Origin of the sequence: Bradyrhizobium sp. SZCCHNR1098, assembly GCF_032489375.1 — a bacterium.
Taxonomy (GTDB): Bacteria; Pseudomonadota; Alphaproteobacteria; order Rhizobiales; family Xanthobacteraceae; genus Bradyrhizobium.
In genome coordinates this window covers 179,162-205,329 of the sequence record NZ_JAUEXY010000011.1, presented here as the reverse complement: position 1 = coordinate 205,329, position 26,168 = coordinate 179,162, and the positions used below count along the sequence as shown (strand labels likewise).

The following is a 26,168-nucleotide window of genomic DNA, read 5'->3' as shown; positions in this document are numbered from 1 at the left end:
CATGTCCAGCGCTGATACGCTTACACTCGATGCGCCGGTCAATCCGATCTATGCGCGCCGGCGCCGCAGGGACATCGTGATCCGCGGCCTCTGCGTCGCCGCCGCGATGTTCGGCGTCACCTGGCTGGCGCTGATCCTGTTCACGCTGTTCTATAACGGACTCGCCGGCCTCAGCCTGCAGGTTTTTGCCGCCGACACGCCGCCGCCCGGCTCCAGCGAAGGCGGCCTGCGCAACGCCATCGTCGGCTCCTTGATCATGACGATCATCGGCGTCGGCATCGGCGCGCCGCTCGGCCTGTTCGCCGGCACCTATCTCGCCGAATACGGCCGCAACGACCGCCTGACCTCGGTGATCCGCTTCATCAACGACATCCTGCTGTCGGCGCCCTCGATCATCATCGGCCTGTTCATCTACGGCGCGGTGGTGGTGCCGATGGGCGGCTTCTCCGCGCTTGCGGGCTCGCTGGCGCTGGCGGTCATCGTCATACCCGTGGTGCTGCGCACCACCGAGGACATGCTGCTGCTGGTGCCCAACCCGCTGCGCGAGGCGGCCTCGGCGCTCGGCCTGCCGCGCTCGCTGGTGATCCGCCGCATCGCCTATCGGGCGGCGCGGTCGGGCCTCATCACCGGCGTGCTGCTTGCCACCGCCCGCGTCGCCGGCGAGACCGCGCCTCTGCTATTCACCGCGCTGTCGAACCAGTTCTGGAGCCTCAACCTTTCCAAGACGATGGCGAACCTGCCCGTCACCATCAACAATTTCGTCCAGAGCCCTTATGCCTACTGGAAACAACTGGCCTGGAGCGGAGCCCTTCTCATCACTCTGGCCGTGCTCGCCCTGAACATCGGTGCACGCATTCTCGGCGCCGAGAGGAACACCAAATGACCGAACTGTCCGTCTCCGTCAGTCAGCCCAATCACGCTCTTCACGGCAAGGCGCTTCCGGATGCGCCGGCCAAGGTGACTGCGCGCAACCTCAACTTCTACTACGGCGACCATCACGCGCTGAAGAACATCAACCTGTCGCTGGGCACCAACCGCGTCACCGCGTTCATCGGCCCGTCCGGCTGCGGCAAGTCCACGCTGCTGCGCGTCTTCAACCGGATGTACGATCTCTATCCGGGCCAGCGGGCGACCGGGCAGCTGATGCTCGACAACACCAACATCCTCGATCCCAAGCTCGATCTGAATCTGCTGCGCGCCCGGGTCGGCATGGTGTTCCAGAAGCCGACGCCGTTCCCGATGACGATCTACGAGAACATCGCCTTCGGCATCCGCCTCTATGAGAAGATATCGAAGTCGGAGATGGACGACCGGGTCGAGAAGGCGCTGCGCGGCGGCGCGCTGTGGAACGAGGTCAAGGACAAGCTCAACGCCTCGGGCCTGTCGCTGTCAGGCGGCCAGCAGCAGCGCCTGTGCATCGCGCGCACGGTCGCGGTCCGTCCCGAGGTGATCCTGTTCGACGAGCCGTGCTCGGCGCTCGATCCGATCTCGACCGCCAAGGTCGAGGAGCTGATCCAGGAACTCGCCGAAAACTATACGATCGCCATCGTGACGCATAACATGCAGCAGGCGGCGCGCGTCTCCGACAAGACCGCCTTCATGTATCTCGGCGAACTGATCGAGTTCGACGACACCAGCAAGATCTTCACCTCGCCGAGCGATCGGCGGACCCAGGATTACATCACCGGCCGGTTCGGCTGACGCCGACGACATTGTCTTCAGGAGATCATCATGGCCAGTGAACATACCGCCAAGGCGTTCGACAGCGATCTGCAGGACCTCACCCGTCTGGTATCGGAGATGGGCGGCCTCGCGGAGCGGCTGATCGTCGATTCCGTCGATGCGCTGGTGCGGCGCGACATCGCGCTCGGCCAGAAGGTGGTCGCCACCGACGCCGAGGTCGACAAGCTGCAGCGCATCATCGAGGAGCGCGCCGTGCTCACGATCGCCCGTCGCCAGCCGATGGCGGTCGACCTGCGCGAGATCGTCGGCGCGATGCGCGTGGCGACCGATCTGGAGCGCATCGGCGACCTCGCCAAGAACATCGGCAAGCGCGTCGCGGCGCTGGAGAGCGACTTCCATCCGCTGAAGCTGATCCGCGGCCTCGAGCACATGACCGATCTGGTGCAGTCGCAGGTCAAGACGGTGCTGGACGCCTATGCTGCGCATGACCTGCCGGCGGCGATGACGGTGTGGAAGGGCGACGAGGAAGTCGACGCCATCTGCACCTCGCTGTTCCGCGAGCTCCTGACCTACATGATGGAGGATCCGCGCAACATCTCGTTCTGCATCCACCTGATGTTCTGCGCCAAGAACATCGAGCGCATCGGCGATCACGCGACCAACATCGCCGAGACTGTATTCTATATGATCGAAGGCCAGCAGATCATGGACAAGCGCCCGAAGGGCGACATGACGAGCTTCGCGACGACGATTCCCGGTAACTAAGAGAGACGGTTCAGACATGGGCGCCCGAATTCTGGTGGTGGAGGACGAGGAGGCGCTGACGACGCTGCTGCGCTACAACCTCGAGGCCGAAGGCTACGAGGTCGAGACCGTGGCGCGCGGCGACGAGGCCGACACGCGGCTGAAGGAGCGCGTTCCGGATCTCGTCGTGCTCGACTGGATGCTGCCGGGCCTCTCCGGCATCGAGCTGTGCCGCCGCCTGCGCGCGCGGACCGAGACCCGGCAACTGCCGATCATCATGCTGACGGCGCGCGGCGAGGAGAGCGAGCGCGTGCGCGGACTCGCCACTGGCGCCGACGACTACATCGTCAAGCCGTTCTCGGTGCCGGAGCTCCTGGCGCGCGTGAAAGGCCTGCTGCGGCGGGCGAGCCCGGAGCGGCTGGCAACCGTGCTGTCCTATGGCGACATCGAGCTCGACCGCGAGAAACGCCGCGTGGCGCGCTCGGGGCGGCCGATCGATCTCGGCCCGACCGAATACCGCCTGCTCGAATTCTTCCTCGAGCACCCCGGCCGCGTGTTCAGCCGCGAACAGCTGCTCGACAGCGTCTGGGGCCGCGACATCTACATCGACGAGCGCACCGTCGACGTCCATATCGGCCGCCTGCGCAAGCTGCTCAATCCCGGTCGCGAGCAGGACCCGATCCGCACCGTGCGCGGCGCCGGTTATGCGCTCGATGATCGCTTCGCCAAGAGCGAGCAGGTGTAAGGGCGATGGGCGTGAGGATGAAGAAGGTGTGAGGCGCGAGCGGGCCCGATTGAGGAGATCGCGGTCCGCTTTCCGCCACGCCGCCGCCGTCTTGATCGTGTCTGCTTCGTGGCCCGTCACGATGTTTCGGTCCCAGCGGACGCCCTTGATCAAGACCATCATCATATCTCTTGTCATGCTGCTCGGCAGCTTGGCGGGCGCCCCGGCCGCCGAGCTCGAAGACGCGGTCGCGGCGGCAGGCAACGGGCAGCATGCGGCGGCGATGCGACGGCTGCTGCCGCTGGCCGCCAAGGGCGATGCGCGGGCGCAGTTCGACGTCGGCTTCATGCACGCCTTCGGCTGGGGCGTGCCGCGTAATCCGAGCGAGGCGCTGGCCTGGTACCGCAAGGCCGCCGATCAGGGGCTCGCCGTCGCGCAACACTATCTCGGCATCGCCTACGTCAACGGCGAGGGTGTTGCCTCCAACTACGGCGAAGCCAGTCGCTGGTTCAGCCGCGCGGCGGCGCAGGGCTTCGCCCAGTCGCAATACATGCTCGGCCTGATGCTGCTCGACGGCCGTGGCGCAAAGCAGGACGTCGTGCAGGGCTATGCCTGGCTGGTGATGGCGGGCCGTAGCGGCGTGCGATCGGCCGGCCGCGACGTGCAGCGGGTCAGGTTGACCGAGCCGCAGCGCGTCCAGGCCCAGAGCGCCATTGCGTCCTGGCAGCCGAAACCGGAATCGGCGGATGCGGGCATTGCCACTCCGCGTCCGGAGCAACTGCTCGGGCTCGATCGCCACATCGGCGAGGTCGTCGATCCCACCTCCTGGCCGGCGTCGTCGATCGGCGTCGTCACCGTCGCGCAATACTCGAGCGGCGGCTGGTGCACCGGCACGCTGGTCGCGCCGCGCGTCGTGCTCACCGCCGCGCATTGCGTCTTCAACGGCGTGGCGCAGGTCAGCCCCGGCAACGTCCGCTTCCTGGCCGGCATGAACCGTGGCACGCCGGCGGCATCGTCGGTCGCCGACAAGCTGATCGTGGCGCCCGATTTCGTTCCGACCCGGCACGACAGATGGTCGCTCGACCGCTCGCCCGCCGATTGGGCGCTGATTGTGCTGAAGGACGCGCTGCCGTCGAAGCCGGTCGCGGTCAAGGCGCTGACCCGCGAGGAATTGCAGGCTGCGACGACGGCCGGCACCATCTCCGAGATCGGCTACGGCCAGGAGCGGCGCTATTCGCCGACCGGCCAGCGCAATTGCAGCGCCGGCATGACCGGGGATGCCCGGCTGCTGACAGTGCATTGCCTGGCCAATTTCGGCTATTCGGGCTCGCCGATCCTGGCCGAGGTCGGCGGGGAGCCGGCCGTGGTCGGCATCTTCTCGGCGTTCCACGAGGAGACCCGGCTGATGTTCGCCGCCCCCGCGAGCCGCTTCGAGGCGGTCGTGCGGCGCGAGATCGCGGCACAGAGTGCCTCGGCGCGGTGAGGGAAGGAGCGAGAGAGACGAGGTCCCGCCGCTGGTCATGATCTGTGCGTGACTGGATAGCGGGTTGCCAAGCGAGAGGGCGGTCCGGGAAGCGCCACCCAGGTTTTCCTGCAGCTTTCGCCTGCAGCGGGGCCTTACCGAACTGGCCTGGCTCTTGCTATAGTCCGAGTATGACGATTGTTCCAATTGATCATCCTCGGGCCGCGCGGCTGCTGTGGTGGCGGTCGCAGCCCGGCCGCAACGTTGCGCTCGTCGGCGGGCTGGTCGCGGCCAACGCGCTCGCCTGGGCCTGGGCATTCGCGCTCTACGCCGACCGGCCCGCCATCGTCGGCACCGCGATGCTGGCTTGGCTGCTCGGACTGCGCCATGCGGTCGATGCGGATCACATCGCGGCGATCGACAACGTCGTGCGGAAGCTGGTGCAGGACGGTAACCCTCCGCGCGCCGCCGGCCTCTATTTTGCGCTCGGCCATTCCAGCGTCGTCGTCATCGCCACCATCGTCGTGAGCCTCATCGCCGGCGCCGACCTCCTGGATGAAGAGAGTGCGATCAGGGCGATCGGCGGCGTCATCGGCACGTCGGTGTCGGCCGGCTTCCTGCTGCTTATCGCGTTGGCGAACCTCATTCTGTTCGTGAACCTCTGGCGCCGCGCCGCACAGCCGCAGTCCGAGATGGAAACAGCCGGAAACAGCGGACGGGGCATCCTCATCCGCCTGCTGCGCCCCGTGCTCCGCCTGGTGGGACGCGCCTGGCACATGTATCCGCTCGGCTTCCTGTTCGGTCTCGGCTTCGACACCGCGAGCGAGATCGGGCTTCTCAGCCTGTCGGCGACCGAGGCTGCGCGCGGCGCGAGCCTCGTCCATGTGCTGGTATTCCCGGCGCTGTTCGCGGCTGCGATGGCCACCGTCGACACCGCCGACAGCATGCTGATGGTCGGCGCCTATCGCTGGGCGCTGACCGATCCCGCACGCAAGCTGCGCTATAACCTCGTGATCACCGGCGCATCCGTTGCGATCGCGCTGGTGATCGGCAGCTTCGAGGCGTTCACGCTGTTGGCGCCGCGGCTTGGCCTGACGGGGGGATGGGCTGACGTCGCCACCGCGCTGGGCGACGGTGTCGCCAATCTCGGAATCGTCGCGATCGGCCTGTTCGGACTGGTCTGGGCGGTCGCCATGCTGCTCGGTCGCAGTCAGCGCGGTTCCGAGGCGACGCCCGGCGAAGCGCTTGCCAGCGTTCGTGCGGGGGCGCTAAACCCGCCGGCGATACGAAGCGGAACGCATAAGACGGGCTAGGAGCGGGGCCTCATGATGGTCGGCTCGGAGGGAACGATCAGGATGCTGTGGCTGCAGGGCGCGAGCTGCGGCGGCTGCACCATGTCGATCCTGGAAAGCGGTGCGTCCGGCTGGTTCGACGAATTGCGCCAATCCGGCATCGATCTGGTATGGCATCCCTCCGTCAGCGAGCAGACAGGGGACGAGGTCGTGGAGCTGTTGGAGGCGATCCGCGACGGCCGCGAGCGGCTCGATCTGCTGGTGCTCGAAGGCTCGGTGGCGCGAGGCCCCGGTCTGACCGGCCGCTTCAACATGCTCGCCGGCACCAACCGCTCGATCTATCACTGGCTGCTCGATCTGGCGCCGCTGGCCGACTACGTCGTCGCCGTCGGCAGTTGCGCCGCCTATGGCGGCATTCCCGCGGCTGGCATCAATCCGACCGATGCGGTCGGACTGCAGTTCGAGGGCAGCGATATCGGCGGCGCGCTTGGCGCGGCCTTCCGCTCGAAACGCGGGCTGCCGGTGATCAACGTCGCAGGCTGTGCGCCGCATCCAGGCTGGATGATGGAGAGCCTGCTGGCGCTTACCTCGGGCGATCTGACGGCAGATGGTCTCGACGCGGTCGGCCGTCCGACCTTCATCGCCAACCACCTCGCTCATCACGGCTGCTCGCGCAACGAGTTCTACGAGTTCAAGGCGAGCGCGGAGACGATGTCGGAGCGCGGCTGCCTGATGGAGCATCTCGGCTGCCGCGCAACGCAGGCGGTCGGCGACTGCAATCAGCGCTCGTGGAACGGCGGCGGCTCCTGCACCAAGGGCGGTTATGCCTGCATCGCCTGCACCTCGCCGGGCTTCGAGAGCGCGCAGAACTATCTGGAGACGGCGAAGCTCGCCGGCATCCCCGTCGGCCTTCCCACCGACATGCCGAAAGCCTGGTTCGTCGCGCTCGCAGCGCTGTCGAAATCGGCCACGCCGCGCCGCGTCCGACTCAATGCGACGGCCGATCATGTCGTGGTGCCGCCGGGCCGTTCCGGCGACAAGCGCCGTCCATGACGCGGATCACGGTCGGACCGTTCAATCGTGTCGAAGGCGATCTCGAGGTCAGGCTCGATATCGAGAGCGGCCGCGTCGCGCGGGCGGAGGTGACGGCGCCGCTCTATCGCGGCTTCGAGCAGATCCTTGAGGGCCGGCCGCCGCTCGACGCCCTGGTGATCGCGCCGCGCATCTGCGGCATCTGCTCCGTGTCGCAATCGATCGCGGCCGCCGCGGCGTTGCGCCAGGCCATGGGCATTGCGGCAGCACCAAACGGCATCCTCGCGAGCAACATCGCGCACGCGGCCGAGAACGCGGCGGATCATCTGACGCATTTCTACATCTTCTTCATGCCGGACTTCGCCCGCGATGCTTATGCCTCGCACGCTTGGCATTCGGCCGCGGCCGAACGTTTCGCGGCGACGAAGGGCAGCGCTGCCCGCGATGCGCTGCCGGCGCGCGCGCGACTGCTCGAGATCATGGGCCTGATCGCCGGCAAATGGCCGCACAGTCTCGCCTTCCAGCCAGGCGGGACGACCCGCGCGATCGAGCTCGGCGAGCGCGTGCGGCTCAGCGCGATCGCGGCGTCGTTTCGCGGTTTCCTTGAGCGCGTCCTGTTCGCCGACAAGTTGGAGAACGTGCTCGCCTTGTCGACGCCGGACGAACTCGACCGTTGGCGCGAGGGCCGAGCCGGCGACTTCGCGCATTTCCTTCGGCTGGCCGATGCGCTCGCGCTGGCCGACCTCGGCAGCGGACCAGGTCTCTTGATGAGCTTCGGCGCGTATCACGACTTCAATGGAGCTCGTTTTCGCGCTGGCGTCCGCACGAGCAGTGGCGAGGTCCAGGCTTTGCCGTCGGACGGCATCACCGAGGACGTCTCGCACGCCTGGATGCACGATACGTCGCTCGATCCGTCCGAGAGCCGCACCGTGCCCGATGCCGACAAAGCCGACGCCTATAGCTGGTGCAAGGCGCCGCGTCTCGCGGGAGAACCGGTCGAGGTCGGCGCTCTCGCAAGGCAGGCCATCGACGGTCAGCCGTTGGTCACCGCGCTGCTCGCGAGCGGTCGCAGCAATGTCCGCAATCGTGTCATCGCCCGGCTGATCGAAACCGCGCAGCTCGCGCTGTCGATCGAGCACTGGATCAAGGCATTGCGTCTCAACGAGCCGTTTTGCGAAAACAGCGCCAGCGCGGTCGACGGCAATTTCGTCGGGCTCGTGGAAGCTGCGCGCGGCAGCCTCGGCCACTGGCTCGCAGTGCGCTCCGGCCGGATCGAGCGTTATCAGATCATCGCGCCGACGAGCTGGAATTTTTCGCCGCGCGACGCCAACGGCGTTGCGGGCCCGCTCGAGCAGGCGCTCGTCGGCACCGAGGTCGGCGATGCCGGCGCGCGTGCGGTCGGCATCCAGCACGTGGTGCGGTCGTTCGATCCCTGCATGGTCTGCACGGCGCATTGAGCGCGCTGCACACAGGCAGGCGGCAAGCGGAAACAAGATTGTCGGTGCAAAGCGCGTGATTTCCGATTGTCGCGCGCGATCCACCACCGAAGGCTCCGTCGCTGCGATCGCACCGCCTCAAGCATCTGAAATCATTATGATTCAAATCCAGCAATGATGCTGGCCCGCATCTTGCTGTCCTTCTCGCCAGAACGCGATCAGATGATCGCCAACGCGATGTCAGGGGAGGACTCATGGGCGCGGCAACGGAAACCTTTTACAGCGTCATCAGGCGTCAGGGCATCACGCGGCGCAGCTTTCACAAATTCTGCAGCCTGACCGCGACGAGCCTCGGCCTCGGCCCGGTCGCGGCGAGCCGCATCGCCAATGCGCTGGAAACCAAGCCGCGCACGCCGGTCATCTGGATGCACGGGCTGGAGTGCACGTGCTGCTCGGAGAGCTTCATCCGCTCGGCGCATCCGCTGGTGAAGGATGCCGTGCTGTCGATGATCTCGCTCGACTATGACGACACCATCATGGCGGCGGCCGGCCACCAGGCGGAGGCCATCCTCGACGAGACACGCGCGAAGTACAAGGGACAGTATATCCTCGCGGTCGAAGGCAATCCGCCGCTGAACGAAGGTGGCATGTTCTGCATCGACGGCGGCAAGCCGTTCGTCGAGAAGCTGAAGATGATGGCCGAGGACGCCATGGCGATCATCGCCTGGGGCGCCTGTGCCTCCTGGGGCTGTGTGCAGGCGGCAAAGCCCAATCCGACGCAGGCGACCCCGATCGACAAGGTCATCACCAACAAGCCGATCATCAAGGTGCCGGGCTGCCCGCCGATCGCGGAAGTCATGACCGGCGTCGTCACCTTCATCACCACCTTCGGCAAGCTGCCTGAGCTCGACCGCCAGGGTCGGCCGAAGATGTTCTACTCACAGCGTATCCACGACAAGTGCTATCGCCGGCCGCATTTCGACGCCGGCCAGTTTGTCGAGGAGTGGGACGACGAGGCCGCGCGCAAGGGCTACTGCCTCTACAAGATGGGCTGCAAGGGCCCGACCACCTACAACGCCTGCTCGACGGTGCGCTGGAACGGCGGCGTGTCGTTCCCGATCCAGTCCGGTCACGGCTGCATCGGCTGCTCGGAGGACGGCTTCTGGGACAAGGGCTCGTTCTACGACCGTCTCACCAACATCAAGCAGTTCGGCATCGAGCACAACGCCGACCAGGTCGGCATGGTGGCCGCGGGCACGGTGGGCGTAGCGGTCGCGGCGCATGCGGCGGCGACGGCCGTGAAACGGCTCGCCACCAAGCGCGACGACGCCAAACAAGATCATTGATCGCATTCAGGGCAGGCAACGATGGGCATCCAGACTCCCAACGGCTTCAATCTCGACAATTCCGGCAAGCGCATTGTCGTCGATCCGGTCACCCGGATCGAGGGACACATGCGGGTCGAGGTCAACGTCGACTCCGACAATGTCATCCGCAATGCGGTTTCCACCGGCACGATGTGGCGCGGCATCGAGGTGATCCTCAGGAATCGCGATCCGCGCGACGCATGGGCCTTCACCGAGCGGATCTGCGGCGTCTGCACCGGAACGCATGCGCTCACATCGGTGCGCGCGGTCGAGAACGCGCTCGGCATCACCATTCCGGAGAATGCCAACTCCATCCGCAACCTCATGCAGCTTGCGCTGCAAGTGCACGACCACGTCGTGCACTTCTATCATCTGCACGCGCTGGACTGGGTCGACGTGGTCTCGGCGCTCTCGGCCGATCCGAAGGCGACGTCGACACTGGCGCAGTCGATCTCGAGCTGGCCGCTGTCGTCGCCCGGCTATTTCAGGGACCTCCAGACCCGCCTCAAGAAGTTCGTCGAGTCGGGGCAGCTCGGCCCGTTCAAGAATGGATATTGGGGCAGCAAGGCCTATAAGCTGCCGCCCGAAGCCAACCTGATGGCGGTGGCGCACTATCTGGAGGCGCTCGATTTCCAGAAGGAGATCGTCAAGATCCACACCATCTTCGGCGGCAAGAACCCGCACCCCAACTGGCTCGTGGGTGGCGTGCCGTGTCCGATCAACATCGACGGCACCGGTGCGGTCGGCGCCATCAACATCGAGCGGCTGAACCTCGTCTCCTCGATCATCGATCGCCTGATCGAGTTCAACGAGATGGTCTATCTCCCCGACGTCGCCGCGATCGGCTCCTTCTACAAGGACTGGCTCTATGGCGGCGGCCTGTCCGGCAAGAGCGTGCTCGCCTATGGCGACGTGCCCGAGCATGCCAATGACTACTCCGCCAAGAGCTTGAAGCTGCCGCGTGGCGCGATCATCAACGGCAACCTGTCCGAGGTGTTTCCGGTCGATCACGCCAATCCGGACGAGATCCAGGAGTTCGTGGTTCACTCCTGGTACAAATATCCCGACGAGACCAAGGGACTGCATCCCTGGGACGGCATCACCGAGCCGAACTACGTGCTCGGCCCCAATGCCAAGGGCACCAAGACCGACATCAAGGAGCTCGACGAGGGCGGCAAATATTCCTGGATCAAGGCGCCGCGCTGGCGCGGACATGCGATGGAGGTCGGACCGCTCGCACGCTGGGTCGTCGGCTATGCGCAGAACAAGGCGGAGTTCAAGGATCCCGTCGACAAATTCCTGAAAGATCTCGACCTGCCTCTGACGGCACTGTTCTCCACGCTCGGCCGCACCGCGGCGCGCGCGCTGGAATCGGTCTGGGCCGGACGGCAGATGCGCTACTTCCAGGACAAGCTGATCGCCAACATCAAGGCGGGCGACAGCTCGACGGCGAATGTCGACAAATGGAAGCCCGAGAGCTGGCCGAAAGAGGCCAAGGGCGTCGGCTTCACCGAGGCGCCGCGCGGCGCGCTCGCGCATTGGATCAAGATCAAGGACACCAAGATCGACAACTATCAGTGCGTCGTGCCGACGACCTGGAATGGCTCGCCCAGGGATCCCAAGGGCAACATCGGCGCATTCGAGGCGTCGCTGATGAACACCCCGATGGCCAATCCCGAGCAGCCGCTAGAGATCCTGCGCACGATCCATTCCTTCGATCCGTGTCTGGCCTGCTCGACGCACGTCATGAGTCCGGACGGACAGGAGCTGGCCAAGGTCAAGGTCAGGTAGGCGGGAGAAGCACCATGATGGATGCAGTTGCACGTCCCGCGGAGTCCGAGCCCAATCTGGCCGCGATCGCGGCCGATGCGGCCGGCGAGCATGCGATCGGCCGGCCCACGGTTTATGTCTACGAAGCGCCCGTGCGCATCTGCCACTGGGTCAACGCGTTCGCGATTCTGGTGCTGATGGTCACGGGCTATCTGATCGGATCGCCTCTCCCGACGGTGTCGGGAGAGGCGTCCGCGAACTTCGTGATGGGCTATATCCGCTTTGCCCATTTCGCGGCCGGACAGGTGCTGGCGGTGTTCTTCCTCGCCCGCATCTTCTGGGCCTTCGTCGGCAACCATCACTCCCGGCAGATCTTCTACATTCCGGTGCATCGCAAGCAGTTCTGGAAGGAAGTGCTGCACGAGATTCGCTGGTACGCGTTCCTGGAGCGTGAGCCGAAGATGTATGTCGGCCACAATCCCCTGGCGCAGACGGCAATGTTCACCGGCTTCACGCTGTTCGTCGCCTTCATGATCGTCACTGGCTTTGCGCTCTATTCGGAAGGCACCGGGATCGACAGCTGGCAGCACAAATTGTTTGGCTGGGTGTTTGCGATCTGGCCGAACAGCCAGGATGTGCATACCTGGCATCATCTCGGGATGTGGGCGCTGGTCACGTTCGTGATGGTGCATGTCTATGCCGCCATTCGCGAAGACATCATGTCGCGCCAGAGCATCATCTCCTCGATGATCTCAGGCGAACGGCAGTTCCGCGAGTAGCAGGAGGCCGGCATGGTCGATGAGCGCGGGCGCGATCGCATTTTGGTGCTCGGGATCGGCAACATTCTCTGGGCTGACGAAGGCTTCGGCGTGCGGGTGGTGGAGGAATTCCACCGCCGCTTCACCGTGCCCGACAACGTCACGATCCTGGATGGCGGCACGCAGGGACTTTACCTCGTCAACTATGTCGAGGAAGCCGACGGCCTGATCGTGTTCGACGCCATCGACTATGGCCTTGTGCCGGGCGAGCTCAAGCTCGTCCGCGATGACGAGGTGCCGCGCTTCACCGGCGCCAAGAAGATGAGCCTGCACCAGACGGGCTTCCAGGAAGTGCTGAGCGCGGCCGACCTGCTCGGCCGCTATCCGCAGCGGCTTGCGCTGATCGGCTGCCAGCCGCTCGACCTCGAGGATTGGGGCGGTCCGCTGACTGCGCCGGTTCGTGCGCAGATCGCGCCGGCGATCGATCTGGCCTGCGCCCTCCTGGCGGAATGGGGCGCGCCCGCCGTGTCGCGGCGTGAATCGCTCGCCGGCGACGAACGCCTGCTCGCGAACGACATCGACCATCACAGCTACGAGCTGCGGGCGCGCACGGCCGAGTAACCGCGCCGCGAGGGAATCCGACATGTGTCTTGGCCTGCCGATGACAATCCTCGAGACCGATGGCGTCTCGGCGCTGTGCAGCTTCGACGGCGAGGAGCGCCGCGTCTCGGTGCTGTTGCTGTCGAACCCGCCGGTCGGGGCCAAGGTGCTCGTCTATATCGACAACGCCGTTCGCCTGCTCGATGACGAAGAAGCGCGGCTGATCGGCGAGGCGCTGCGCGGCTTGCAGGCGGCCGTGAACGGCGAGAATTGCGACGACTTCTTCGCCGACCTGATCGGGCGCGAGCCGGAGCTTCCGGAGCATCTGCGGTAGCGGTGTTATGCCCTTGGATGGGCGCCAGATTCCTGGCAATAAGATTTCCATAAGAAAAGTAAGTTGCCAGACATTATCTGGAAAGCGGCTTTCCGATTGATTGCGGAGCTCTTAATTTCAATAAAAATATGAGATATTTCAACGTATTGAGCGTTCCGCTGTCGCGCGGGCGTCTGGCACGTTGATTGCTAACATGGAGAGCACGGCAACGATAACTGGTCAGGGAGAAACGTCGATGGAAATGCAGCAGCGTGACCCCGCGCGCATGCGAGGCGGGTTGCCGGAGGTCGATGCCGGCACCGTCGACGCCTTTCTCGCCGAGGCCGATCGCGCCGGGCTGGTCGCCGTGCTGCTGTCGGCAGGTGATCCCGCGCGGTTTCCGGAGGCGCTCGATGTGGCCATCGTGCTGCCGGAGCTGATCACAGCGTTTCAGGGCCGGCTGCGTGGCGCGGTCATCGCGCGCGACGCGGAGGCGGAGTTCGGGACGCGCTTCGGCGTGCGCGTCCAGCCGAGCCTAATCCTGTGCCGCGGGGCGGAGACGCTCGGCCTGATCGCCAAGATCCAGGACTGGTCTGTCTATGTCGATCGCATCTCGCGGCTGATCGACCGGCCGCAGGGCGCGACTGCAACGGTCGTCGCCAGCATCGTCCCAGTCCATCAGCCTGCGGGAGCCGAGCGATGAAGCCGGGATTCTGGATCGCGCCTGAAGGAGCCGAGGAGCCGGTCAACATCTTTCCGATCGGCGAAGAGGCGCTCGATACATCGCACAAGGGGCTGACCGCTTCCGGGGCCCTGGCCAAGCTGGCCTCGCTCGACTCGGAGGCGCTGGCGCGGAGCTGCCCGCGGGCGGTCGAGCTGCTGTCGACGATTGCAGCGGCTATCGCGGCGCAGACCGCCGGCGCGCCGACGCAATTATTCCGGCTCGAGGGCCTCAACGATCTCGAGCGCCGGCTGATCGACGACGTGCTGGGCGAGGGCGAAGTCGCCGGCGTCGTGGCTCTTCCCGACGGGACGCTGGCTCAGATCCAGGAATCGGTGCTCGCCGGCATCTGGCGGGTGCGGCTGGAAGCGGATGAGCGGCACGACTACGTCGAAGTCGGCGCCGTCCCGGAGATCGTGTCGCGCGCCGCCGCCGATCTGACTGCAGGTGACATCGTGATCGGCCCTGTGCCCGAGGGCACCATGAACGCGCTGCCGGTGCTCGCCGAGATCCGCGAGCGCGCGCTGTCCTGGCGACCAGGTCAGCGCTCGCAGACCATCAACTTCACGCTGCTGCCGATGAGCCCAACCGACATGAGCTTCCTGCAGCAGACGCTCGGCAACGGTCCGATCCAGCTGATGTCGCGTGGCTACGGCACCTGCCGCGTGCTCGCGACCGGCATCCGTCATGTCTGGTCGGTGCAGTTCTTCAACGCCATGGACACGATCATTCTCGACACCCTCGAGGTCGGCGGTGTGCCGGTGGTCGCGCTCGCCGCGGCTGAGGATTTCGAGGATTCGGCCGAGCGTCTGACCCAGATCATCGAGGCCTATTTCACATGAGCGGCGGCTTCGAGAATTTCGGTGTCCGCAGCGATCTCGCTGATGACGTGCTGCTGGAGTGCGGCATCTGCTGGACGCGCTACGACCCGGCCGAGGGGGATGGCGTGGCGCAGATTCCGCCGGGCACGCCGTTCGCGGCCTTGCCGGATGACTGGCATTGCCCGAACTGCGATGCGCCGAAAGCCAAGTTCATGGTGGTCGGGCCATGAGCACTGAGGCGGTCGGGCAGGGGACGTCGGACGTCACGCCGGCCGCGTGGGGCGAGCGTCTTGCCGGCGTTTATCGCGAGATCGGCGCTCGCGCGATGCGCGAGCTGCCGATCTATCACGACGCGCTCGACGTCGAGGCGATCGGATTTTCAGTGGTCGACGGCCGCATCCTCGGAATCGTCGTCACGCCCTGGTTCATGAACGTGGTCACTCCGGCCGCACAAGGCGCCGCCGGATCCGTCGTCAAGATCGTGCTTCCGGCTGGCTCGTTCGAATTCACGATCGGCGATGTTGCCGAGGTCGGTCGGATCGCGAGCTGCTCGCTGTTCTCGCCGATGTTCCAGTTCGAGGACATGACCGCGGCGCGTGCGGCGGCGGAGGCTGCGCTCGCCGCGCTGATGACGGCGCCGGAGGATGATCTGTCGTCCGAACGCGCTGCGAAGGCGTCGAGCGCGATCGATCGCCGTGCGTTCCTGCGCGGCACCCTCTCCGAGGGCCGCGCATGACCCTCACCTTTCGCAACCGCATCGACGTGACGCTGTCGGTCGCCGATCGGCTGATCACAGGCGTCGACATTCAGCCGCGCACGAGGCCGCCGCTGGGACGACTGTTCGCCGGCAAGCCGGCCGATATGCTGCTCGCGGCCCTGCCGCGGTTGTTCTCGCTGTGCGCCAGTGCGCACCAGGTCGCGCTGCTGTCAGCGTTGGAAGCCGCACGCGGCGAGCAGGCGCCGCCGTTGACCCGTCACCGTCGGATCAAGGCCGTGGTGGTGGAGCGCTTCGCCGAGCTTATGCGCGGGCTGCTGATCGCGCCATTTGCGCAAAATCGCAGTGACGCGCAGCTGGCGCAACGGCTGTTGCAGGCGGTCGCGTCGCTGCAGATGCATTCCGGCGCTGACACCCAGCAGCAATCTCGCGCTGCAACCTTGTCTCAAATCAAGACGGGCATGGTGGTCCTGGGCATAGGCTTGCCAGCGGAGCCGGTTCTGCCGGAAACTCCGCTTGCATCTCTGATGGACTCGGCCCGGAATGCCGTCGACGATGGAGGATGGAGGCACATGCCGGCCGCGCACGACATCCTGTCGGCCGCCGACGATGACGTCATCGTCGCGCAATTGATGGACGTGGGATCTGCCTTTGCTGAGGCTCCGGAACTCGACGGCCGGGCTCCGGAGACCGGGGTCTGGGCCCGGTATGCGGAGCGCCATCAGTTGGCATCAGCCGGTCCCGTCGAACGCCTCTCAGCCAAGATCACCGAGGTTGCCGAGCTGTTCCGCTGGATCGAGGCCGGCGAGGCTGAGGACGAAGCGGCCGACCAGCATGCCATCGCGAGCTACGCGCTCGGGTCGCGGCGCGGCGGCGCCGCGGTTGAATGCGCCCGCGGCCGGCTGCATCACGCAATCGAGCTGGATGCGCACGGCGCGGTCTCGCGTTTCGAGTATCTGGCGCCGACGGAATGGAATTTTCACCCGCGCGGCCCTGTCGTGAGGAGCCTCACCGGGGCTGCGCTGCGCGGAACGGGCGATCGCGAGGCCATCAATACGATGGTCGGATCGTTCGATCCCTGCGTCGGCTATCACCTGGCATTCCGGGAGATGGCCGATGCATGAGATGGCGCTGTGCGAGGGCATCGTCGAGATCGTCGAGCAGGAGGCGCGCAAGGGCGCCTTCTCCACGGTGAAGACGGTGTGGCTGGAGATCGGTGCGCTCAGCCATGTCGCGCCGGAGGCGCTGCGATTCTGTTTCGAGGCGGTGACCGCGAAGACCCTGTTGCAGGGGGCGGCGCTCGAGATCATCGAACAGCCGGGCACGGCGTGGTGCCTGGGCTGTTCGCGCAGCGTCGAGATCAGCCAACGCTACGCGCCTTGTCCGGCCTGCGGCAGTCATCAGCTGCAGGTCACGGGCGGTGAGGACATGCGGGTCAAGGAGCTGGAGGTCGAGTAATGTGCACGGTGTGCGGCTGCAGTGACGGCAAGTCCTCCGTCGAATCCGGTGATCATCATCACGATCACGGTGAGCATCAACATGCTCATGGACATGATCAGTCCGGACATCATCATCATCACGGCCATCACTGCCATGATCATGATCACGAGCATGGTCACCATCACCATGATCATGACCATCATGATCACGGTCACGCGCATGACCACCATCATGATCACGCCGCCGACCGCATCGACTGCTCGGCCAACCCTGCGGGGCAGGAGGTTGCCGGTCTCTCCAGCGGACGCATCATCCAGATCGAACGCGACATTCTCGGCAAGAACAACCGGCTCGCGGCCGAGAACCGCGCACGCTTCGCCGCGCATGACGTGCTGGCATTCAACTTCGTCTCCAGCCCGGGCGCCGGGAAGACCTCGCTGCTGGTCCGCGCCGTCTCCGATCTCAGGCAGAGCCGGCCTGTCGCGGTGATCGAGGGCGACCAGCAGACCTCCAACGATGCCGAGCGCATCCGCGCCACCGGCGTTCCGGCGATCCAGATCAATACCGGCAAGGGCTGCCATCTCGATGCGGGCATGATCGGCGAAGCCTATGGCCGGCTGCCGGCACTGCGCGGCGGGCTACTGTTCATCGAGAATGTCGGCAACCTCGTGTGTCCGGCCGCCTTCGATCTCGGCGAGGCCTGCAAGATCGTCGTGTTCTCGACCACCGAGGGCGAGGACAAGCCGCTCAAATATCCCGACATGTTTGCAGCGTCATCGCTGATGCTGATCAACAAGATCGATCTGGCGCCGGTGCTCGATTTCGATCTTGCGCAGACGATCGAATATGCCCGCCGCGTCAATCCGAAGATCGAGGTGCTGACGATCTCGGCCAAGACCGGCGAGGGCCTCTCGGCGTTCTACGCCTGGATCAGGAAGCAGTCGGACCGGATGCGGGCGAGCGCGATGAACGCGGTGCAGGGATGAGCACGTCCGGCCGGACATCGGCGGCGAACCATACGCGCCTCCGGCTCCGCGTCCGCGGTGCCGTGCAGGGCGTCGGCTTTCGTCCCTATGTCCATGGCTTGGCGATCCGCCATCGGCTCGGCGGCTTCGTCGCCAACGATGCTGATGGCGTGCTGATCGAGGTCGAGGGCGACGAGGTCGCCGAATTCGTCGAGGCTCTGCCGCGGCAGACGCCGCCACTGGCGCGCATCGACGACATCGCCGTCGAGCCGATCGTGGCCGACGCCGGCACGGGCTTCCGGATTGCCGAGAGCGTGAGTGGGCGCGTCACGACGCGGATCGTGCCGGACGCCGCCACCTGTGCCGCGTGCCTGGCCGAGTTGTTCGATCCCGGCAGCCGCTTCCATCTCTATCCCTTCGTCAACTGCACCCATTGCGGTCCGCGCTTCACCATTGCCGAGCGCCTGCCTTACGATCGTGCGTCCACGGCGATGAAGCGCTTTCCGATGTGCGAGGCGTGCCGGTCCGACTACGAAGATCGCGCAGGGCGCCGCTTTCATGCCGAGGCGATCTCGTGTCCAAGCTGCGGGCCGCGGCTCAGCCACGGCATCGATGAGATCGCGGCCGCGCTCGCGAATGGCAGGATCGTCGCCGTTAAGGGGCTCGGCGGCTATCAGTTGCTCTGTGATGCGCGAGACGAGCAGGCCGTCCAGCGGCTGCGTGCCCGTAAGCAGCGCGACGGCAAGCCGTTCGCCGTGATGTTGGCCACGGCCGACGCTGCAACTGAGATTGCCGAGATCGACGCGCCTGAGCGCGCGCTGCTGGAGCGGGTGGCGCGGCCGATCGTGCTGTTGCGCTCACGCCAGCGTGTTGCGTCCTCGATCGCACCAGGCCTCGCAAAGATCGGTGTGATGCTGCCGGTCGCACCGCTGCATCATCTGATCTTCCATGCGCTCGGGGCGCGCCGCCGCCACGCGGCTGCTGATGGGCCATGGGCGCTGGTCTGCACCAGCGCTAATCCGAGCGGGGAGCCGCTGCTGACCGACAATGATGAAGCGAGGAGCGGTCTGGCTGATATCGCGGATCTGATCGTTACCCATGACCGAGACATCGTCATCCGCGCCGACGATTCCGTGCTTGCTGTCGTGGCTGGCGTTTCCCGCTTCGTCAGGCGTGCGCGCGGCTATGTACCGGAGCCGATCCGGCTCGCACGTGCCGGGCCGCCGGTGCTCGCGGTCGGCGCTCATCTGAAGGCGACGGTGACGGTAACGCGCGGCGACGAGGCGTTCGTATCGCAGCATCTCGGTGATCTCGACACGGCAGCCGCGATCCGCTTCTTCGAGGAGACGATCGCGCATCTCACCTCCATCCTCGACGTCGAGCCGGTCGCGATCGCGCATGACCTGCATCCGGACATGGCGTCGACCCGGTTCGCGCAGGCACGAGGTCTGCCGACGTTGCCCGTGCAGCATCACCATGCGCATGCGGCTTCCGTCATGGCCGAACAGGGCGTGACCGGCCCCGCCCTCGCGCTGGTGCTGGATGGCTACGGCTATGGCAGCGATGGCGGCGCCTGGGGCGGTGAATTACTGTCGTGCGACGGCGCTGGCTTCCAGCGCCTCGGCCATCTCGCCCCATTGAAGATGCCGGGCGGCGACCGGGCCGCACGGGAGCCGTGGCGGATGGCGGCGTCAGTGCTGCACGATTTCGGTCGCGGTGACGAGATCGAGCGGCGTTTCGTAGCGCAGCCCCAGTCGCGCAACATAGTCACGCTGCTAGACCTTGCCGATACCGCGGTCACCACCAGCGCCGGCCGGCTGTTCGATGCCGTAGCTGGTTTGCTCGGTGTCAGCACGGTGCAGAGCTATGAAGGCGAGGCGGCCATGAAGCTGGAGGCGCTGGTGCGTGAACCGGCGACGCTTGAGCGCGGCTGGACCATTGCCGATGGCGTGCTGTCGCTGCGGCCGCTGCTCGCGCATCTGATCGCGCGTGATCTCGACACTGTCGAAGCGGCGGGGCTGTTTCACGGCACGTTGGCCGCGGCCTGCGTCGACTGGATCGCGAGAGCTTCGCGCGCGACTGGCATCGGCACGATCGTGCTGAGCGGCGGCTGCTTCCTCAATGCGCATCTGGCCGAACAGATCGTGCGCGGCTGCCGTTCCGCAGGCCTCGATCCGCTGCTGCCGCGCCGGCTGCCGCCCAATGACGGCGGCCTCAGCCTCGGGCAGGCCTGGGTGGCTGGTCTGCATCTCACACAAAGCAATGTGCTGTCTGGAGGGACCGTCTGATGTGCCTGGCCATTCCCGCCGAGGTGATCAAGCTCTTGCCTGACGACATGGCGATCGTCTCGATTGACGGCGTCAGCAAGGAGGTCTCGATCGCGCTGATCGAGGAGATCGCCGTCGGCGACTACGTCATTCTTCATGTCGGCCATGCGCTGGCCAAGATCGATCCGGAGGAGGCGCGCGAGACGCTCGACCTGCTCCGGCAGATGGGCGAGGCTGTGGCGGAGGTCAGGCCATGAAATATGCAGACGAATTTCGCGACAAGGAGCTGGCAACAGGTCTTGCGCGCGCCATCCGCGCCAAGGCCGATCCGGCGCGCGCCTATCGCTTCATGGAGTTCTGCGGCGGACATACCCATGCGATCGCGCGCTATGGCCTCGAGGACATGCTGCCGGACAATGTTCGCATGATCCACGGCCCCGGCTGCCCGGTCTGCGTGCTGCCGGCCGGGCGCATCGACATGGCGATCGCGCTCGCCGAACGGCCGGAGGTTCTCCTCTGCGTCTATGGCGACCTGATGCGCGTGCCGGGCTCGCGCGGGTCCTCGCTGCTCAAGGCGAAGGCGCGCGGCGCCGACATCCGCATGGTGTATTCGACGCTGGATGCGATCGCGCTGGCCGAGCAGAATCCCGGTCGCGAGGTGGTGTTCTTCGCCATCGGCTTCGAGACCACGACGCCGCCGACGGCCGTGATGATCCGGGCCGCCGAGAAGAAGCAATTGTCGAACTTCACCGTGTTCTGCAACCACGTGCTGACGCCGCCGGCGATGCGCGCGATCCTCGACAGCGACGACACGGTCGAGATCGACGGCTTCGTCGGACCGGCGCATGTCTCGACCGTGATCGGCACCGAGCCCTACGCGCCGTTCGCGCGCGATGACGGCAAGCCCGTCGTGATCGCGGGCTTCGAGCCGCTCGACATGATGCAGGCGATCCTGATGCTGATCGAGCAGGTCAATGACGGCCGCCACGAGGTGGAGAACCAGTATCGTCGCGCCGTCACCGGCAGCGGCAACCAGCGCGCCATCCGCGAGGTCGCCGAGATCTTCGAACTGCGCGACCAGTTCGAATGGCGCGGCCTCGGCAGCATTCCGGCGAGCGCATTGAAATTGCGGCCCGGCTTTGCGCATCTCGATGCCGAGCTGCGCTTTGCCATGTCCGAGCTGGTGGTGGCCGACAATCCGGCCTGCGAATGTCCGGCCATTCTGCGCGGCCTGAAGAAGCCGGTGGACTGCCGGCTGTTCGGCACCGCCTGCACGCCGGAGACGCCGATCGGCTCCTGCATGGTGTCGTCGGAAGGTGCCTGCGCGGCGCATTGGACCTATGGCCGCTTCCGCGACCATCAGCGGAGGCTTGCATCATGAGCATGCATCAGCGCCGGCTCGACCTGAAGAACGGCTGCGTCGATCTCTCGCACGGCGCCGGCGGCCGTGCGATGGCGCAACTGATTGCCGGCCTGTTCCACGAGGCGTTCGGCAACGAATGGCTGGCGCGCGGCAACGACCAGTCGGCGTTCGACGTCGCAGCCGGCCGGATGGTGATGACGACCGACGGCTATGTGGTCTCGCCGCTGTTCTTCCCCGGCGGCAACATCGGCTCGCTCGCGGTGCACGGCACGGTCAACGACATCGCGATGGCCGGCGCGACGCCGCTGTATCTGTCGGCGAGCTTCATCATCGAGGAGGGTTTTCCGTTTTCCGATCTGAAGCGGATCGCCGATGCGATGGGAGTGGCGGCGCGCGAGGCCGGCATCGCGATCATCACCGGCGATACCAAGGTGGTCGAGCGCGGCAAGGCGGATGGCGTGTTTATTTCGACGGCCGGTGTCGGCGTCGTGCCTGAAGGCCTCGATTTGTCGGCCGACAAAGCCAGGCCCGGCGATCGCGTGCTGCTGTCCGGCAGCCTCGGCGACCACGGTGTCGCCATCATGTCGAGGCGGCAGAATCTCACCTTCGACACCGAGATCATCTCGGACTCGGCCTCGCTGCACGGCCTCGTCGCCGACATGGTTGCGGCCGGCGGCGCCGGCATCCGGCTGATGCGCGATCCCACGCGCGGCGGGGTTGCGGCCACGATGAATGAGATCGCCCAGCAGTCCAATCTCGGCTTCCGCCTGCAGGAGGAATCGATTCCGGTGAAGCCCGCGGTCGCAGCCGCCTGCGAGCTGCTGGGGCTCGATCCGCTGCATGTCGCCAACGAAGGCAAGCTCGTCGCGGTGGTCGCGCCCGAGGTGGCCGGCGCAGTGCTCGCCGCCATGCGGGCGCATCCGCTCGGCCGCGATGCCGCCGAGATCGGCGAAGCCGTGGCCGACGATCACCGCTTCGTCCAGATGGCGACGAGCTTCGGCGGCGGCCGCATCGTCGACTGGCTGTCCGGCGAGCAGTTGCCGCGGATCTGCTGAGACGCGCGATGGGCATCCAGGGAACGATACTGGTCGTGGATGACGAGGTCCGGTCGCAGGAGGCGCTGCGCCGCGTCCTCAACCAGGATTTCGAGGTCTTGTGCGCGGGCAACACGAACGATGCCGAGAAGCTGCTCGAAGGCGAGATCGTGCATGCCGTGATCTGCGACCAGCGCATGCCGCAGGAATCCGGCGTCAGCTTCCTGAAGCGCGTGCGCGAGATGTGGCCCGACCCTGTACGGATGATCATCTCCGGCTATTCGGACTCCGAGGACATCATCGCCGGCCTCAACGAGGCCGGCATCTATCAGTACATCACAAAGCCCTGGCAGCCGGATCGCCTGATCGAGATCGTCCGCGAGGCCGTGCAGCTGTACCGGCTGCAGAAGGAGACGGAGACCGCCGGCGTCGACGTGAAGGCCACGCCGGCCCATATCAAGAAGGTGGTGTCGGTCAAGCGCGGCGCCGCCAAGCAGCTCTATGATTTCGACCGCATCGTGCATTCGGCCGCGAGCCCGATGCGCAACGTGATCGAGCTCGGCCGGCGGGCCGCCGACTACGACATCTCGGTCTTGATCACCGGCGAATCCGGCACCGGCAAGGAGCTCTTGGCGCGCGCGATTCACTACGGCTCCGCGCGGGCCACCAAGGCGTTCGTCGTCGAGAATTGCGGCGCGCTGCCGGATGAGCTGCTCGAGAGCGAGCTATTCGGCTGCAAGAAGGGCGCCTTCACCGGCGCCTATCAGGACCGCATCGGCCTGTTCGAGGTCGCCGATGGCGGCACCATCTTTCTCGACGAGATAGGCGAGACCTCGCCGGCATTTCAGGTCAAGCTCCTCCGCGTGCTGCAGGAGAGCGAGATCCGGCCGCTCGGCGCGCAGCGCGTGCGCCAGGTCGACGTGCGCGTGGTCGCTGCCACCAACCGGGATCTTGAGGCCGAAGTCGAGGCCGGCCGCTTCCGCCGCGATCTGTACTACCGGCTCGCCGCGTTTCCGGTGCACATGCCGTCCTTGCGCGAGCGTCCGATGGACATTCCGCTGATCGCCGAGGGCGTGCTGTCGGCGGTGAAGACATCGTTCAACCGGCCGCATCTGCGGTTCGCACCGACGGCGCTGGAGGAATTCTCCCGTTATCACTGGCCCGGCAATGTTCGCGAGCTGCAGAACGAGATCCAGCGCATGGCCGTGCTGGCCGATGCCGACGAGCTGCGCTGTCCGCCGTTCGCCGCCCGGCGCAGCGCACGCCGCGCCGCGCCCGCGATCCCCAATGGCAAGCTCAATGGTTCCGGGAGCCTGAAGGACAGGGTCGAGGATCTCGAAAAGACCATCATCGTTCACTGTCTGGAGAAATATGATGGTAACATCAGTCGCGTCGCCAGCGAGCTCGGCCTGTCACGGGTGGGGCTCCGGAACAAATTGTCGAGATACGATCTGAAGAAACATGGCAAAGGCCACTCACTCTCCTGAGTCCGGGGCTGACACGCTGCTCAAGCTGATCGCGAGCAGCAGCACGCTCGAACTCGACAGCGAGCGCGAAGGCGTGTGGATCGAAGTGATCCGCAAGATGGACGAGGTCTATTCCGACCTGCTGCGCTACGAGGTCGATCTCGAGCACAAGAACGCCGAGCTCGAGGAAGCCCAGGCGTTCGTCACCAACGTCATCGAGTCCGTCTCCGACATCCTGGTCGTCTGTGACGCCAGGGGCACGGTGCAGCAGGCCAACTCCGCCTTTCTGCAGACATCGGGACGGGCCTTGGCCGACATCGCCGGTCGCGATATCGCCGAGATGATTGATCCCGATCATCGGCCCAAACTTGTCTCGCTGCTGAAGCCGCGCAGCAGCGCCGAAGTGGTCGACGGTGAATTGCGCTTTGCCGCGGCGGCCGGCGTCAGCTCCGACCTGTTCGCGATCAACAGCTCGCCGCGGCATGACCATCGCGGCCGCTTCATCGGCGTCGTGCTGACGGGCCGTCCGATCGGCGAGCTGCGCCGCGCCTATGAGGCCCTGCACAAGGCGCATCAGGAGCTGCAGCGGGCGCAGCGGCAATTGGTCGAGCAGGAGAAGATGGCAAGCCTCGGCCGGCTCGTCGCGGGCGTGGCCCACGAGCTGAACAATCCGATCAGCTTCGTCTATGGCAACATCCACACCCTGATGCGCTACCGCACCTCGCTGGTCGGCTATCTCGATGCCATCCATGAGCAGCCGGTCAGCGAGGACATCGCCGCGCTTCGCTCGGATCTGAGGATCGACGCCATCCTGGAGGATTTCGGGCCGCTGATCGACGGCACGCTGGAAGGTGCGGTGCGCATCAGCGAGATCGTCAAGAACCTGCGCCGCCTGTCGTTCTCGAAGCTCGGCGAGGTCGAGCGCGTCAACATCGAACGGCTGATCAATACCGCCGTGCTGTGGGCAGGGCGCACCAAGCAGCATCGTGTCGACATCCAGATCGAGGTCGAGCCGGATCTGTGGATCTCCGGCAACGAAGGCCAGCTGCATCAGGTGATCGTCAACCTCGTGGAGAACGCGATCGACGCGATGCGATCGACCGACCTGCCGCGCCTTCTGGTCGCGGTGGCGCGCCAGGGCAACGAGATCGCCTTTCGCATCACCGATAACGGCCCCGGCATCGACAAGGATCATCTGACCCACATCTTCGAGCCGTTCTTCACGACCAAGCGCGTCGGGGAGGGGACGGGGCTCGGGCTGTGGATCAGCTACGGCATCGTCCGCGAGCACGGCGGCGAGCTGTCCGCGACCAACGAGCCGCAGGGCGGCGCCACGTTCTCTTTCAGCTTGCCGGCGGCTTGACCATAGCGGCGGGGCTGCTGCCGACGCTGAAGTGGGATGCTGGGTATCCCTTCGAAACGATGCTGGGGTTCCTGACGGCGGTGCCGTCGGATGTTGCGGGCAGAAGCCAAGCTTGAGGTGATCAGGACGCCGTCTCGACCGGCACGCGCTCGCGCTGATTGGTCAACCGCGCCAGCAGCACGGTTGCGGTTCGCGTGATGTGTTGCCGTGCGAGATCCTCGGCCTTCTGCGCATCGCCGGCGATCACCGCCCGCAGGATGTCCTCATGCTGATCCCAGATTCGCCGCGGCGTCTCGTCGCGCATCAGCACCTCGCCCATCAGCCGGCGCAGATGCAGCCAATGCGGCAGCGTGGTGTCCTGGATGACGGAGTTGCCGGAGATCTCGTAGAGGAATTCATGAAACTTGACGTCGGCCTCGATCAGCTTCTCGACCGAATGCTCGCGCTCGGCGCTCCGGCCCTGCTCGATCAAATTCGGGCCTTCCTCGGCCGCTCGCTTGGCGCCGCGGGTCGCCGCGAGCCGGCAGGCGAGGCCCTCGGCGACCGCGCGTATTTCATAGAGGTTGCGGATGAAGTCGGTGTCGATCGGTGCGACTTCCAGGCCGCGGCCCGGCGCCTCGCGCACAAAGCCGTGATTGCGCAGCAGCAGCAGCGCCTGCTGCACCGGCTGGCGCGATACGCCGAGGTCGCGGGCCAGATCGTCCTGAATGAGGCGGGCCGATTCCGGCAGTTCGCCGCCGACGATGTCGGAGAGAATGCGCTCGTAGACGCGTTCGGTCAGGCTCGGCTGTGTCTTCAGCGGCGGCACACGGCCTCCACGGGATCAGGTGTG

General features: G+C 65.9%; 27 protein-coding genes. 26 read left to right on the top strand and 1 reads right to left on the bottom strand.

Translation table 11 applies throughout. The features are described 5' to 3' along the window. Position 1: 1 nt before the first annotated feature. The 26 genes from pstA to QX135_RS23245 all read left to right on the top strand — a co-directional run bounded on the left by pstA (position 2) and on the right by QX135_RS23245 (position 25,336). Entirely contained in the window at positions 2-883 is an 882-nt protein-coding gene (pstA, locus tag QX135_RS23370) for a phosphate ABC transporter permease PstA (RefSeq protein ID WP_315713506.1), read from the top strand. Further along, positions 880-1,701 carry a phosphate ABC transporter ATP-binding protein PstB gene (gene pstB, locus QX135_RS23365; protein WP_316178494.1) on the top strand — a complete coding sequence of 274 codons (822 nt, stop codon included), beginning with the start codon at positions 880-882 and terminating at the stop codon, positions 1,699-1,701. Before pstA ends, pstB begins: the two co-directional genes overlap by 4 nt. 30 nt (positions 1,702-1,731) lie before the next feature. Beyond that, positions 1,732-2,448, top strand: coding sequence for a phosphate signaling complex protein PhoU (gene phoU, locus QX135_RS23360; protein WP_315736702.1), 717 nt, complete (start codon positions 1,732-1,734; stop codon positions 2,446-2,448). A 16-nt stretch (positions 2,449-2,464) separates the two neighbouring features. Beyond that, on the top strand, positions 2,465-3,172 hold the full coding sequence (gene phoB / locus QX135_RS23355; protein WP_315713503.1) for a phosphate regulon transcriptional regulator PhoB: 708 nt from the start codon (positions 2,465-2,467) through the stop codon (positions 3,170-3,172). 145 nt (positions 3,173-3,317) lie between these two features. Then, positions 3,318-4,634: a trypsin-like serine protease gene (locus QX135_RS23350; RefSeq protein ID WP_316178497.1), complete on the top strand. Its 1,317-nt coding sequence runs from the start codon at positions 3,318-3,320 to the stop codon at positions 4,632-4,634. A gap of 170 nt (positions 4,635-4,804) precedes the next feature. After that, the gene (locus QX135_RS23345) at positions 4,805-5,926 is read left to right on the top strand and encodes a HoxN/HupN/NixA family nickel/cobalt transporter (RefSeq protein WP_316178499.1); all 1,122 of its coding nucleotides are present in this window, start codon (positions 4,805-4,807) and stop codon (positions 5,924-5,926) included. Positions 5,927-5,941: 15 nt separating this feature from the next. Then, positions 5,942-6,958: a HupU protein gene (locus QX135_RS23340; RefSeq protein ID WP_316178752.1), complete on the top strand. Its 1,017-nt coding sequence runs from the start codon at positions 5,942-5,944 to the stop codon at positions 6,956-6,958. Beyond that, complete coding sequence (locus QX135_RS23335; protein ID WP_315736706.1) at positions 6,955-8,394, top strand: nickel-dependent hydrogenase large subunit; 1,440 nt, start codon at positions 6,955-6,957, stop codon at positions 8,392-8,394. The genes QX135_RS23340 and QX135_RS23335 overlap by 4 nt, the downstream gene beginning before the upstream one ends. 233 nt (positions 8,395-8,627) lie before the next feature. Further along, the gene (locus tag QX135_RS23330) at positions 8,628-9,719 is read left to right on the top strand and encodes a hydrogenase small subunit (protein WP_316178502.1); all 1,092 of its coding nucleotides are present in this window, start codon (positions 8,628-8,630) and stop codon (positions 9,717-9,719) included. Between the two features lie 21 nt (positions 9,720-9,740). After that, positions 9,741-11,531, top strand: coding sequence for a nickel-dependent hydrogenase large subunit (locus QX135_RS23325; RefSeq protein ID WP_315736708.1), 1,791 nt, complete (start codon positions 9,741-9,743; stop codon positions 11,529-11,531). Between the two features lie 14 nt (positions 11,532-11,545). After that, positions 11,546-12,289, top strand: coding sequence for a Ni/Fe-hydrogenase, b-type cytochrome subunit (gene cybH / locus QX135_RS23320; RefSeq protein WP_316178504.1), 744 nt, complete (start codon positions 11,546-11,548; stop codon positions 12,287-12,289). Positions 12,290-12,301: 12 nt separating this feature from the next. Then, positions 12,302-12,889 carry a HyaD/HybD family hydrogenase maturation endopeptidase gene (locus tag QX135_RS23315; RefSeq protein ID WP_316178506.1) on the top strand — a complete coding sequence of 196 codons (588 nt, stop codon included), beginning with the start codon at positions 12,302-12,304 and terminating at the stop codon, positions 12,887-12,889. 22 nt (positions 12,890-12,911) lie between these two features. Continuing rightward, complete coding sequence (locus tag QX135_RS23310) at positions 12,912-13,202, top strand: HypC/HybG/HupF family hydrogenase formation chaperone (protein ID WP_315736711.1); 291 nt, start codon at positions 12,912-12,914, stop codon at positions 13,200-13,202. Positions 13,203-13,437: 235 nt separating this feature from the next. Then, the gene (locus QX135_RS23305; protein ID WP_316178508.1) at positions 13,438-13,884 is read left to right on the top strand and encodes a hydrogenase accessory protein; all 447 of its coding nucleotides are present in this window, start codon (positions 13,438-13,440) and stop codon (positions 13,882-13,884) included. Further along, a complete protein-coding gene (locus tag QX135_RS23300) occupies positions 13,881-14,744 on the top strand; it encodes a hydrogenase expression/formation protein (RefSeq protein WP_316178510.1) in 864 nt (287 codons plus the stop codon). The genes QX135_RS23305 and QX135_RS23300 overlap by 4 nt, the downstream gene beginning before the upstream one ends. Next, entirely contained in the window at positions 14,741-14,953 is a 213-nt protein-coding gene (locus tag QX135_RS23295; protein ID WP_315778869.1) for a rubredoxin, read from the top strand. The genes QX135_RS23300 and QX135_RS23295 overlap by 4 nt, the downstream gene beginning before the upstream one ends. Continuing rightward, on the top strand, positions 14,950-15,459 hold the full coding sequence (gene hybE, locus QX135_RS23290; protein ID WP_315778867.1) for a [NiFe]-hydrogenase assembly chaperone HybE: 510 nt from the start codon (positions 14,950-14,952) through the stop codon (positions 15,457-15,459). Before QX135_RS23295 ends, hybE begins: the two co-directional genes overlap by 4 nt. Then, positions 15,456-16,562, top strand: coding sequence for a nickel-dependent hydrogenase large subunit (locus tag QX135_RS23285; protein ID WP_316178513.1), 1,107 nt, complete (start codon positions 15,456-15,458; stop codon positions 16,560-16,562). The genes hybE and QX135_RS23285 overlap by 4 nt, the downstream gene beginning before the upstream one ends. Beyond that, entirely contained in the window at positions 16,555-16,896 is a 342-nt protein-coding gene (gene hypA, locus QX135_RS23280; protein WP_315736719.1) for a hydrogenase maturation nickel metallochaperone HypA, read from the top strand. Before QX135_RS23285 ends, hypA begins: the two co-directional genes overlap by 8 nt. Then, positions 16,896-17,864: a hydrogenase nickel incorporation protein HypB gene (gene hypB / locus QX135_RS23275; RefSeq protein ID WP_316161525.1), complete on the top strand. Its 969-nt coding sequence runs from the start codon at positions 16,896-16,898 to the stop codon at positions 17,862-17,864. The genes hypA and hypB overlap by 1 nt, the downstream gene beginning before the upstream one ends. Beyond that, on the top strand, positions 17,861-20,131 hold the full coding sequence (gene hypF / locus QX135_RS23270; protein WP_316178516.1) for a carbamoyltransferase HypF: 2,271 nt from the start codon (positions 17,861-17,863) through the stop codon (positions 20,129-20,131). Before hypB ends, hypF begins: the two co-directional genes overlap by 4 nt. Continuing rightward, positions 20,131-20,367 carry a HypC/HybG/HupF family hydrogenase formation chaperone gene (locus QX135_RS23265; protein ID WP_315736723.1) on the top strand — a complete coding sequence of 79 codons (237 nt, stop codon included), beginning with the start codon at positions 20,131-20,133 and terminating at the stop codon, positions 20,365-20,367. Before hypF ends, QX135_RS23265 begins: the two co-directional genes overlap by 1 nt. Further along, complete coding sequence (gene hypD, locus QX135_RS23260; protein ID WP_316178518.1) at positions 20,364-21,491, top strand: hydrogenase formation protein HypD; 1,128 nt, start codon at positions 20,364-20,366, stop codon at positions 21,489-21,491. Before QX135_RS23265 ends, hypD begins: the two co-directional genes overlap by 4 nt. After that, entirely contained in the window at positions 21,488-22,528 is a 1,041-nt protein-coding gene (gene hypE / locus QX135_RS23255; RefSeq protein WP_316178520.1) for a hydrogenase expression/formation protein HypE, read from the top strand. The genes hypD and hypE overlap by 4 nt, the downstream gene beginning before the upstream one ends. 8 nt (positions 22,529-22,536) lie before the next feature. Next, positions 22,537-23,994: a sigma-54 dependent transcriptional regulator gene (locus QX135_RS23250; RefSeq protein WP_316178522.1), complete on the top strand. Its 1,458-nt coding sequence runs from the start codon at positions 22,537-22,539 to the stop codon at positions 23,992-23,994. Next, positions 23,969-25,336 (top strand): sensor histidine kinase, encoded by a 1,368-nt coding sequence (locus QX135_RS23245; protein ID WP_315811240.1) that lies wholly within the window; start codon positions 23,969-23,971, stop codon positions 25,334-25,336. Before QX135_RS23250 ends, QX135_RS23245 begins: the two co-directional genes overlap by 26 nt. Positions 25,337-25,457: 121 nt before the next feature. Here the strand turns inward: QX135_RS23245 and QX135_RS23240 are convergent, their stop codons facing one another. Then, entirely contained in the window at positions 25,458-26,144 is a 687-nt protein-coding gene (locus QX135_RS23240; RefSeq protein WP_316178524.1) for a GntR family transcriptional regulator, read from the bottom strand. Positions 26,145-26,168 lie beyond the last annotated feature (24 nt).